Annotated in this window: 9 protein-coding genes and 1 pseudogene; 5 read left to right on the top strand and 5 right to left on the bottom strand. The window is 32.8% G+C overall.

What is annotated here, in order from left to right; genetic code table 11:
- Positions 1-48: 48 nt before the first annotated feature.
- The 3 genes from JG553_RS02655 to JG553_RS02645 form a co-directional block, all read right to left on the bottom strand.
- Entirely contained in the window at positions 49-3,501 is a 3,453-nt protein-coding gene (locus JG553_RS02655) for a pyruvate carboxylase (protein ID WP_000809524.1), read from the bottom strand.
- A gap of 553 nt (positions 3,502-4,054) precedes the next feature.
- A complete protein-coding gene (gene ftsW / locus JG553_RS02650; protein WP_000787940.1) occupies positions 4,055-5,281 on the bottom strand; it encodes a cell division peptidoglycan polymerase FtsW in 1,227 nt (408 codons plus the stop codon).
- Between the two features lie 313 nt (positions 5,282-5,594).
- Positions 5,595-5,870, bottom strand: a complete 276-nt coding sequence (locus JG553_RS02645) for an Fpa/YlaN family protein (protein WP_001118417.1) — start codon at positions 5,868-5,870, stop codon at positions 5,595-5,597.
- A 140-nt stretch (positions 5,871-6,010) separates the two neighbouring features.
- Between JG553_RS02645 and JG553_RS02640 the strand changes: the two genes are divergently transcribed.
- A complete protein-coding gene (locus JG553_RS02640; protein WP_000614712.1) occupies positions 6,011-6,493 on the top strand; it encodes a hypothetical protein in 483 nt (160 codons plus the stop codon).
- 1 nt (position 6,494) lies between these two features.
- Entirely contained in the window at positions 6,495-6,662 is a 168-nt protein-coding gene (locus JG553_RS02635; protein ID WP_001250275.1) for a YlaI family protein, read from the top strand.
- Between the two features lie 139 nt (positions 6,663-6,801).
- Here JG553_RS02635 and typA read toward each other — a convergent pair whose 3' ends face one another.
- Entirely contained in the window at positions 6,802-8,649 is a 1,848-nt protein-coding gene (typA, locus tag JG553_RS02630; RefSeq protein WP_000182654.1) for a translational GTPase TypA, read from the bottom strand.
- Between the two features lie 101 nt (positions 8,650-8,750).
- Between typA and JG553_RS02625 the strand changes: the two genes are divergently transcribed.
- A complete protein-coding gene (locus JG553_RS02625) occupies positions 8,751-8,942 on the top strand; it encodes a DUF5325 family protein (protein ID WP_000810620.1) in 192 nt (63 codons plus the stop codon).
- A 153-nt stretch (positions 8,943-9,095) separates the two neighbouring features.
- On the opposite strand, the gene JG553_RS02620 is transcribed toward JG553_RS02625, so the two are convergent.
- Complete coding sequence (locus JG553_RS02620; RefSeq protein ID WP_001240311.1) at positions 9,096-9,923, bottom strand: inositol monophosphatase family protein; 828 nt, start codon at positions 9,921-9,923, stop codon at positions 9,096-9,098.
- A gap of 156 nt (positions 9,924-10,079) precedes the next feature.
- Here JG553_RS02620 and JG553_RS02615 point away from each other — a divergent pair, with 156 nt between their 5' ends.
- Both JG553_RS02615 and JG553_RS02610 read left to right on the top strand, forming a co-directional pair.
- The gene (locus JG553_RS02615) at positions 10,080-10,694 is read left to right on the top strand and encodes a YktB family protein (RefSeq protein ID WP_000170610.1); all 615 of its coding nucleotides are present in this window, start codon (positions 10,080-10,082) and stop codon (positions 10,692-10,694) included.
- Positions 10,695-10,877: 183 nt separating this feature from the next.
- Positions 10,878-12,230: pseudogene (locus JG553_RS02610) on the top strand (Nramp family divalent metal transporter).
- Positions 12,231-12,259 lie beyond the last annotated feature (29 nt).

The following is a 12,259-nucleotide window of genomic DNA, read 5'->3' as shown; positions in this document are numbered from 1 at the left end:
CGAGATTACACGTCAATTGTTGTGTAATCTCGTTTTATTTTAATCATTTTAGTCAGTTGCTTTTTCAATTTCGATTAATAAATCGCCTGTCGCTATTGTGTCACCATTATTTACAGTTACTTGTTTAATCACACCGTCAAATGGTGCTTGAATTGTTGTTTCCATTTTCATAGCTTCAGTAATTAGCAACGGCTGATTAGCTTTCACAGTTTCACCTACACTAACCTTGACTTCAGTTACTGAACCTGGCATTTGAGCACCGATATGACTTGGATTACTCTTATCTGCTTTTGGCTTAACGTTCGCATTTGTATGCACATTTTCATCTTTAATGTAAATACGTCTCGCTTGACCATTCATCGCATAGTAAATCGTTCTATTACCATTTTCATCTGGTTCACTAATCGTTTCTAGTTTAATAATTAATCGTTTACCTTTATCGATTTCGATTTCTACTGTTTCACCATTACGCATTCCAAAGAAGAATGTAGGCGTATCAAGTAACGATAAGTTTCCGTATTGATTTCTAGTTTGAATATATTGTTCATATACTTTTGGATATAGTACATAACTAATAATATCTTGCTCCGTAACAGGACCTTGTTGCTCTTCTTCAAGCAACTCACGGACTTTTTCAAAATCAACTGGCTCTAGATATTCACCTGGACGAGCTGTTAGTGCTTCTTGGCCTTTTAAAATAACCGCTTGTAAATCTTTATTAAAACCATTTACAGGTTGTCCTATTTCACCTTTGAAGAACGACACTACTGATTCTGGGAAATCTAATTTATAGCCATCTGTAATCACGGATTGTTCATCAAGATCATTTTGTACCATATAAAGTGCCATATCACCAACTACTTTAGACGATGGTGTTACTTTTACGATATCACCAAATAAGAAATTCACTCTGCGATACATATCTTTGACTTCATCAAATCTTTCGCCTAAACCTAAACTTTTAGCTTGTTGACTTAAATTCGAATACTGTCCACCAGGCATTTCATGTTGATAAATTTCAGTATTCGGTGATTTGATATCACTTTCAAAGTCTGAATAATAAGTACGTACAGTTGACCAATAATGACTAAGTGACTCCATACCTTCAATATCAGTTCTAAGGTGGCGTGGGAAGCCATTTAATGCATAATATAACGAATTGGCGCTTGGCTGACTTGTTAAACCACTCATTGAAGCAACAGCAGTATCAATGATATCGACACCAGCATCTATTGCTTGTTTGTATGTTAATAAACCATTACCACTTGTATCATGAGTGTGAAGATGAATTGGTAAATCTACAGCTGATTTTAACTCACCAATCAATTCGTAAGCGGCTTTAGGTTTTAATAAGCCTGCCATATCTTTAATCGCTAAAATATGGAAACCTTCACGTTCTAACTCTTTAGCTAGTTTGACATAATACTCTAAAGTATAAATGTTTGATCGCTCAGGATTTAAAATGTCACCTGTATAACAAATAGTACCTTCTGAGATTTTGCCCGCTTCTTGTACTGCTTCATTGGCAACTTTCATTTGATCTACCCAGTTTAATGAATCGAAAATTCTAAAGACATCTATGCCTGCTTTAGCACTTTCTTGTACGAATTTATGAATAACATTATCAGGATAGTTTTTATAACCAACTGCGTTTGAAGCACGTAACAACATTTGGAATAATACATTTGGAATAGCTTTACGTAGACGTTCAAGTCGTTCCCATGGGTTTTCCTTCAAGAAATTATATGCCACATCAAATGTAGCACCGCCCCACATTTCTAGTGAGAAACCATCTTTAAATACGTCCGCTGTTTTGGATGCGATATTAATCATATCCTTAGTTCTAACTCGTGTAGCTAATAATGATTGGTGTGCATCTCTAAAGGTTGTATCTGTTAGTAAGACATCATCCTGCTTTTTAACCCATTCAGCTACACCTTTTGGACCTACTTCATCAAGCAATTGTTTCGTACCACTAAATGAAGCGATTTTACTTGAAGATACAGTTGGAATTGATGCTAATTCATAGTCTGGTTTCGGACGTTTCTCAACATTTGGGAAACCATTAATTGTTACATTACCTATATATTCTAATGTTTTAGTACCTCTATCTAGAGACGGCTGAATGTCGAAAAGTTCTGGTGTTTCTTCAATAAATTTAGTTGTGTAATCACCACTTGTGAACTTTTTATTCTTCATTACATTAATTAAGAATGGAATATTAGTTTTAACACCACGAATACGCATTTCTCGTAATGAGCGTACCATTTTTTCTTCTGCTTGTTTAAATGATATCGCGTGTGTAGATAATTTTACGAGTAATGAATCATAATAAGGTGATATCTCAGCACCTTGGAAACCATCTCCAGCATCAAGACGTACACCAAAGCCCCCGCTTGAACGATAAGCAATGATTGTTCCAGTATCCGGCATGAAATCATTTAACGGATCTTCTGTTGTAATACGACATTGGATGGCATAGCCTAATGTTGTAATATCTTTTTGTTGCGGCATATTAATCTCTTCACCAAATAAATCGGCACCTGCTGCAACTAAAATTTGTGTCTTAACAATATCAATTCCTGTTACCATCTCTGTAATTGTATGCTCTACTTGTACACGAGGGTTAACTTCTATAAAGAAGAATTCGTCACCAGATACTAGAAATTCAACAGTACCTGCATTGACATATTTAATATTTTCCATCAATTGAATTGCAGCATCACAAATACGTTGACGTAATGTTGATGATAATCCAACTGATGGTGCAACTTCTACAACTTTTTGATGACGACGTTGTACTGAACAATCACGTTCAAATAAGTGTACGATATTTCCATGTTCGTCACCTATGACTTGTACTTCAATATGCTTTGGATTATCAATGTATCTTTCTATGTAAACTTCACTATTACCAAATGATTTTTCAGCTTCTGATTTTGCTCTATGGAAAGCATCTTCTAATTCACTTTCTTCACGAACGATTCTCATACCTTTACCGCCGCCACCACTTGTGGCTTTAATCATTAGCGGGAAACCAGCTTCTTCTGCAAATTCTTTTGCTAATTCATATGATTTAATTGGACCGTCTGTACCAGGAATAACTGGTAAATCTGCCTTGATAGCCGTTGTACGAGCTTTAACTTTATCTCCAAACATATCTAAATGTTCTAAATGAGGACCAATAAATTTAATTCCTTCTTCTGCACAACGACGCGCAAATTGTTCATTTTCACTTAAAAATCCATAGCCAGGATGAATCGCATCCACATTCGCTTGTTTTGCTACATCAATGATACGCTCAATATTTAAATAACTTTCAGCAGGACCTAAATCACTTCCAACTAAATAGGATTCATCTGCTTTATATCTATGTAATGAACTTTTGTCTTCATTCGAATAAATTGCAACTGTGCTGATGTCTAATTCTGCCGCCGCTCTGAATATACGAATTGCAATTTCTCCACGGTTAGCAACAAGTAACTTTTTTATTTGTTTCAATAGCGATACACTCCTCAAACTATTAGAATTTTCTAACTAATTAGATAATAAAATTTTATCTTAAAGCGCTCTGTTTTGCTATAGTTATGTTTCAAATTTTCAAAATTTAACATTCTTGAGACAATTAAAACCTCCGCTTCAGAAATAATAATTTCAAAAATGACTATGCAACAACAGGTAGTTCACGTTTTTGTTGTGAAACATTTTCGATTTCTACAACTCTAAAAAATTAAAAATAAAATTGCAAAACATCAACATTTATTATCAATAGCGATAACTTTATCTTATCATCATGATTCTAATTTCGCCACCACATTTAGTAATTTTTAGTCATAAAATTTAGTTATAATTATACGTTGTTTTGTTTATAAAATTTGATAATCATGAGTAATCTCGTAATATCAAAACAAAAAGGAAGTTAAGCGTTGTTTGGTTGCCTAACTTCCGTTATTGAACTCATCAGTCCAATTTGACAAAGAGTATATAAATAGCCAATGTTTAGCATTGCTTAATGACAGAAGTCATCTCGTACTAAATATTGGCTAGTATTTTTTTAATTAAATTGTCTTCTTATATCAACTTTTTGTTGTTGTTTCTTTCGTTGCTGGTCTACTTTGATTTGTTTACCTACAATCAGAAGTAAACCCATAGCAATACTTAAACTAATCATTGATGATCCACCAAAGCTGATAAATGGCAATGGCACACCAGTTAATGGAATTGTTGCCGAAATACCGCCAATGTTTACAAACGTTTGACTTCCAAAGTATGTGGCAATCCCAACACACACAAGTTTATAAAAATATGATGATGTTTTATTTGCAAACTGGAAGGCACGATATACAATAAAGAACTCTAAAGTAATAACTAGCAATCCTCCGATTAAACCTAATTCTTCGCAAATAATTGCAAAAATAAAATCTGTATGTGGTTCTGGTAAATAGCCCAATTTCATTGCACTATTTCCTAATCCTTTTCCAAATACGCCACCGTTACCTATCGCAAGCAATGAATTGGAAATATGGTATCCAGTTCCTGATTCGAATTGGAATGGATCTGTTAGCGTACTAAATCTGGCAGTTAAATAACTTGGTAACCAACCAGCCATTAATGCAATGACAAATACTACTAAGAATCCTAGCACTGCTGGTATACCAAATCTTAGGACTTTGTTTACCCCAATTCCTGAATAAAAAATGATCGCAACTAAAATAATTAATATTAGTAATGTTTGCCCTACGTCTTTTTGTAGGAAAACTAAAAACGTACAACCTAATGCTAATACAATAGGACTTAAAATTAATTTTGGTTTACTTAATACTCTAGGCATTTTTTTACTGATCATAAATGGGATATATAATATGATTGCAATTTTTAATAACTCAGATGCCTGTAAGTTCATAAATCCTAAGTTTATCCAACTTTTAGAACCATTAATATCTTTACCTATTACTAACGTCAGTAATAATAGTGAGACGATAGTTATAATCATACCTTTTTGCACTTTAATATTACTCAGTAATTTAACATTCATTAAAAATGCAATAAAAAATACAATTATAAAACTCATTATGACATATGCTAATTGTCGGTTGTAAAAATACGTTCCTGGAACATCGATACCACCAGTCAATGTGCCTTTAGTTGCTGGAACCATACTTGCACTATATACCATCACTAATCCAATTAAACTCAATACAATATATGTAACTAATAACGGATAATCAATAAACTTTGAGGTTTTACCAATATACCGTAAAATACTTCTAAAATTCTTCATATATTCAGTCATCCAATTCTACAATTTATACTTCAAATGATTTCGTTTTATACTTTAATTTTAAAAATCCATGTTACTTATTATATACATGACACAGTCATAATCACAAATATTAACAGGTCTCTTGAGGTAATTTATAGAATATTTGTTTACTTAATATCGTGAATTGCTAAAACCCAATAAAAGTGACTGACATGTCATCAAGAAGACAACATAACAGCCACTTTAATCAGTAATTAAACTATAAATATAAAATCGGCGCAGCTCAATTGTCGATATCTCACGCCATTTTAATATGCTTATATATTAAACCTTAAACAAGTGTAAAAGCTTCATGTAATTTTGAAAGTTCTTTCTCAAGACGTAACATAATTTGTTTGCCATCTTCGCGGTCAACTAAACCTAATTTAACAGCAAAATCAACTTCTTTTTGAAGTCCAAACATTTGTGTATCTAGTACTTCTTCATATAATGGGCATGAAGGTAATGTTAAATTATCTAGTTGAACTTTAATCAGATGCAAGATTTCATCAGCATCTTTAGTCAATTGTTTCAAAGCTGCATTTTTCATTGTTGCTTGTTTCGCCATGACACGCTCCCCCTCTATATAAATTCTCAAGTCTTACTAAAAGTTTATCTTACTAAATATTAAAAAGCAAGTAGATTTAAAATGTGTCGTTAGCAATTTGTGTTAAAATAATGCTATATACATTGATAGGGAGTGGGAAAATGATACAAATTAAAGGAGCCGTAAAGTTTCCTATAACATTAGATAGTACGACTTGGATTTTCGATGATAGAAAAGTTAGCATCGAAGATTTAGAAAAAGGTGTATTTGATGGTTCAAAACCAATCGACTTTGAAGATAATCATGAATGGAATCGTGCTATCCTAGAAGGACAAACTAATCCGCCTACTTTAAATTCAGAAATAAAATATAAAAAACGTGCCATGTTAGAAGGTTCATTTGTCATTAATATGACACCATTTTTCAAACATTCCGAACCACATGACTCTGCAACTACTATTCGATTATCAAATGAGCATGATCATTTAGATATACCGATAGATCTATTACCCTATTTATTTTTCCAATTTGCAAAAGACGGTAAACGACTTTACAGCGATAATGGTGTAGATAGTTTTATTTACAATCAAGAAGATGGTTATTCATATCGAATCAACCATGTAACTCATATTGAGGTGATTTAATTTGAGACAAGTGCAATGCATTATCTGTGATGCAAAAGTATTTATAGATGAGCGCACAACTGAGTCTAAACGACTTAAAAACAATCCTATTCGAACATTTATGTGTGATGATTGTAAAAGTCGATTAGACACACCTAAACAACGTGCGCAACACTATCCGCTCGATTAATATCTGAATAAACAAGTTAGAAATTTGAAAATGTGAAAGTAACAGGAAATAATAGCATTTAAACACTTTTTCAAATATTATATGCCAAAAGAGAAGCTAAGCAACTTTCATCGCTCAGCTTCTCTTTTATTATGTTAAATTATTCGTTTTCTTGCATCATTTGTTTGATACGCTTTGCTTCTTTTTCACGAACATTTTTGTTTAAAATTTTCTTTCTTAAACGTATACTTTCTGGTGTAACCTCAACAAGTTCATCATCATTAATGAATTGTAACGCTTCTTCCAATGTTAGAATACGCGGTCTATTCATTGTTTGTGTTTGGTCTTTCGTTGCAGAACGTACGTTAGTTTGATGTTTTGTTTTAGTGATGTTAACAGTTAAATCATTTTCACGATTATGTTCACCAACAATCATACCTTCATAAACTTCAGTACCAGGTTCCATGAAGTTTACACCTCTATCTTCAAGTCCCAAAATGGCATAAGTACTTGCAGAACCTTGATCCATTGAAATTAATGCACCATTACGACGACCGCCAATTTGTGCTTTAATACGTGGTCTAAATTCTTCAAATGTATGGTTAATAATACCGTAACCTCTTGTCATTGACATAAATTCAGTCGTATAACCAATCATACCACGAGCCGGTACATTAAAGATTAAACGTGTAAGTCCATTATCAGTTGTAGTCATATCAACCATTTCACCTTTACGTGCACCTAATGATTCAATAACAGCACCTGCATTTTCTTGTGGCACTTCACATTGCACACGTTCAAATGGTTCACACATTACACCATCTATTTCTTTAATAATTACTTGTGGTTTTGAAACTTGTAATTCATAACCTTCACGACGCATATTTTCAATAAGGATTGATAAATGCAATTCACCGCGACCAGCAACTACCCATGTATCTGGAGAATCTGTGTTAGAAACTTTCAAAGATACATCTGTTTCTAATTGTTGATTTAAACGTTCTTGAATTTGACGTGCTGTTACAAAGTCACCTTCACGGCCAGCAAATGGAGAATTGTTAACTTTAAATGTCATTTCAAGAGTAGGCTCATCAATACGTAGAACTGGCAATGCTTCTTGATGGTCATGTGGTGTTACAGTTTCACCAACATTAATGTCTTCCATACCTGAAACAGCAATTAAATCTCCAGCTTGTGCTTCTTCAATTTCTAAACGTTTTAATCCAAAGTAACCAAAGATTTTAGTTACACGGAAGTTTTTCACTGTACCGTCTAATTTAATTAGTGATACATTATCTCCGACACGCATTTTACCTCTGAATACACGACCAATACCAATACGTCCAACATAATCATTGTAGTCCAACAATGCTACTTGGAATTGTAATGGCTCATCACTGTTATCAATTGGAGCTGGTACATAATCAATAATTGTTTCATATAATGATTGTAAATTATCATCTTGCTTTTCAGGATCTAAGCTAGCTGTACCATTTACTGCTGAAGCATAAACAACAGGGAATTCTAATTGTTCATCGTTTGCTTCTAATTCAATAAATAAATCTAAAACTTCATCTACAACACCCTCTGGACGTGCTGATGGTTTATCAATTTTATTAACAACAACAACAGGTTTCAGGTTTTGTTCTAGCGCTTTTTTAAGTACAAAACGTGTTTGAGGCATTGTACCTTCATACGCATCTACTACTAAGACAACCCCATCAACCATTTTCATAATACGTTCTACTTCTCCACCAAAGTCTGCATGTCCTGGTGTATCCAAAATATTAATACGTGTACCTTTATAATCAACAGCCGTATTTTTGGCTAGAATCGTAATTCCACGCTCTCTTTCGATATCGTTAGAGTCCATTGCACGTTCATCGACATGTTCATTTTCTCTGAATATACCAGATTGTTTTAACAACTCATCTACTAAAGTTGTTTTACCATGGTCAACGTGAGCAATAATTGCTATATTGCGGACATCTTCTCTTTTATTAGTCATATAAATAGTTTCCTTCTTTCTTAAGTAAAATCCCACTTTTAATTACAACTTTTTTATTATATCATATAATTGAGAAAAGATAAGCAAAAGGTGGGGATAGGATGAAACAAAAAAAATCTAAAAATATCTTTTGGGTATTTTCTATATTAGCTGTTGTTTTCTTAGTATTATTTAGTTTTGCTGTTGGTGCATCAAATGTACCAATGATGATTTTAACATTTATATTACTCGTTGCAACCTTTGGAATTGGATTTACTACAAAGAAAAAATATCGAGAAAACGATTGGCTATAAGTTATATCGACAATAACACGCGTTGATTTAAGACCACACATGTTCATGATGAACATTTAACTGGTTTTATATTGGCGCGTGTTTTTATTATTTAAGGTATAAAAGCGTAATATGTTACCTAATTGTTAGGACTACATATTACGCTTTTGGTAATTATTTTGATTTTCTTTTAAATCGTTGTTCATGTAATTGTATTAACGCATCATGGTGGGGCTCTAAATAATCATTGCTAATTTCTTGATGGAGACCACGATTTCCAACTAAGATTGAATTTGGACCACTAATTGTTAATGGTTCTCCTAGTAAATTGGAAGCTTGTCCATTTACTTCATATAAAATAACCAATCCGCCAGCAAAATCCCATGGTTGAAGTCTTGGCGTCATATATGCTTCTAAATTACCTGTAGCAACTGAAACGATTTCAAGCGCTGCACTACCATATGCCCTTGCACTTCTAGAATCATTAACAATTTCTTTAAAGATTTCTCCTAAAATTGGTTTAGTTAACCAGTTCGGATTGATCCCAATAATGCTTTGTCTTAGATTAGAATCATTCAATGGTTTCAAGGGTTGGCTACCACGATATGCACCTTCCCCTACTTTAGCATGATATAAGACATCAGCCATAACATCATATACAAAACCTGCATAAGGTTTACCATCGATATAAATACCAATTGAAATTGCGAAATTTTCTTGTTGATGAACAAAATTCAATGTACCGTCTATTGGGTCAACAATCCATACCGTACCTTTGGAAGTATCGATGTCATGACCATGCCCTTCTTCACCTAATACTTGATGATTGGGATATGTTTCTAAAATTGTATCAAAAATGAAATCTTCTGTTGCTTTATCTACATTTGTAACAAGGTCATTCGGATTTGACTTTGTTTCAATTGTTAAATTTTGCTCCATCAATTGTTTAATTCTAATTCCTGCTTCTTGAATAAGTCCTTGGGCAAATCCATAAAGTGCCATAACATCATCTCCTAACATCTTTATTATACATCAACATTTTATAAAAATAACTTCTTATGATAAAAATGAAAATACTAATTTTAATGAGAGCGTCTTAAGCCGCAATTGATAAAACATATGCTACAATATTTTTAAACACTATACAGGAGGTACTCTATGACAAAATATACATTTAAACCTAAAGATTTCAAAGCGTTCAACGTAGAAGGCTTAGACGCACGAATGGAAGCTTTAAACGAATACATACGACCACAACTCCGTGAATTAGGAGAATATTTTAGTGACTTCTTTACAAGTCAAACTGGTGAAACATTTTATCCTCACGTAGCAAAGCATGCTAGAAGAAGTGTGAATCCTCCTAAAGATACATGGGTTGCTTTTGCAACAAACAAAAGAGGCTATAAAATGTTACCTCATTTCCAAATTGGTATGTTTGAAGATCAACTGTTTGTTATGTTTGGAATCATGCATGAAGCAAAAGATAAAGCAACACGTGCAAAAGTTTTTGAAAGAAAATTTAAAGCTATTCAACAATTACCTGATGATTATCGTGTTTGCTTAGATCATATGAAACCTGATAAACCATTTATTAAAGATTTAACGGATGATGATTTAATAGAAGCGATACAAAGAGCCATCAATGTGAAAAAAGGTGAATTCTTTATAGCGCGTGCAATCACACCACAAGATAAAAGATTAAAAAGTGACAAAGCATTTATTGCATTTTTAGAAGAAACCTTCGATCAGTTCTTACCATTTTATTCTGCATAAATAACTTTGTTTAAATAATAGAGCACTTAATCACATCCATGATTTCGTGCTCTTTTTTCTTAATATTAAATCGAACGTTCAACATAATAATTCATACTTTTAAAAAAATTAAAATAAATTTAGGTTGGCCTAAACATTTTATTAGGTTATTATATTGTCCATAAGAAGTAGAGGTGAGTCAAAATGAATAATAAACGACATTCAACAAATGAACAATTAAGTTTAGACGAAATAAACAATACAATTAAATTCGATCATCGCAGTTCAAATAAACAGAAATTTTTATCATTTCTTGGACCTGGGTTATTAGTCGCTGTTGGTTACATGGATCCCGGAAACTGGATAACATCAATGCAAGGTGGCGCCCAATATGGCTATACTTTGCTATTCGTAATTCTTATTTCAAGTTTATCAGCAATGTTACTTCAAAGCATGACAGTGAGATTAGGAATAGCAACAGGTATGGACTTAGCTCAAATGACACGACATTATTTATCAAGACCTATTGCTATAATCTTTTGGATCATTGCAGAACTAGCAATTATCGCTACAGATATTGCTGAGGTTATTGGTAGTGCTATTGCTCTTAATCTCCTATTTAACATACCTTTAATCGTCGGTGCACTAATAACTGTACTTGATGTATTTTTACTACTTTTTATAATGAAATATGGTTTTAGAAAAATTGAAGCTATTGTTGGTACATTAATTTTCACAGTGTTATTCATCTTTATATTTGAAGTCTATATTTCATCACCACAGTTGAATGCTGTGTTAAATGGATTTATACCACATAGTGAAATCATTACAAATAACGGCATTCTCTATATTGCATTAGGTATTATTGGCGCTACAATTATGCCTCATAATTTGTACTTACATTCATCAATTGTACAATCTAGAACATACTCAAGACATAACAATGAAGAAAAAGCGCAAGCGATTAAATTTGCTACGATAGATTCGAACATTCAGTTATCAATCGCATTTGTAGTCAATTGCTTATTATTAGTGTTAGGAGCATCACTATTTTTCAACTAAAATGCTGACGATTTAGGTGGTTTCTATGATTTATATCACGCCTTAAAAACTGAACCTGTACTAGGTGCAACAATGGGTGCAATCATGAGTACATTATTTGCAGTTGCATTATTAGCGTCAGGTCAAAATTCAACGATTACTGGTACTTTAGCAGGACAAATTGTAATGGAAGGATTTTTAAGATTACACATACCAAATTGGTTAAGACGTTTAATTACACGTTCTCTTGCTGTCATTCCTGTTATCGTATGCTTAATCATTTTTAAAGGTAATGCAGCTAAAATTGAGCAACTACTTGTATTCTCTCAAGTATTTTTAAGTATTGCTCTGCCATTCTGTTTAATACCATTACAATTGGCTACTAGTAATAAAGACTTGATGGGACCTTTCTATAATAAAACATGGGTTAATATCATTTCATGGACACTTATTATTATTCTAAGTATTTTAAATGTCTATTTAATCGTTCAAACATTCCAAGAACTACAAAGTTAAAAATAAAACCATTAAAATGTTGGTTGTAT

It is taken from the genome of Staphylococcus sp. T93 (genome assembly GCF_016743875.1).
GTDB classification, from domain to species: Bacteria; Bacillota; Bacilli; order Staphylococcales; family Staphylococcaceae; genus Staphylococcus; species Staphylococcus aureus.
This window is presented reverse-complemented; position numbering and strand designations above follow the sequence as displayed.

Coding starts and splice junctions, on each gene's coding strand:
- JG553_RS02620 (WP_001240311.1), bottom strand. CDS start 9,923: ATGGCACTTTATGGATTTGCCCAAGGACTTATTCAAGAAGCAGGAATT.
- JG553_RS02625 (WP_000810620.1), top strand. CDS start 8,751: ATGAAACAAAAAAAATCTAAAAATATCTTTTGGGTATTTTCTATATTA.
- JG553_RS02645 (WP_001118417.1), bottom strand. CDS start 5,870: ATGGCGAAACAAGCAACAATGAAAAATGCAGCTTTGAAACAATTGACT.
- JG553_RS02640 (WP_000614712.1), top strand. CDS start 6,011: ATGATACAAATTAAAGGAGCCGTAAAGTTTCCTATAACATTAGATAGT.
- ftsW (WP_000787940.1), bottom strand. CDS start 5,281: ATGAAGAATTTTAGAAGTATTTTACGGTATATTGGTAAAACCTCAAAG.
- typA (WP_000182654.1), bottom strand. CDS start 8,649: ATGACTAATAAAAGAGAAGATGTCCGCAATATAGCAATTATTGCTCAC.
- JG553_RS02615 (WP_000170610.1), top strand. CDS start 10,080: ATGACAAAATATACATTTAAACCTAAAGATTTCAAAGCGTTCAACGTA.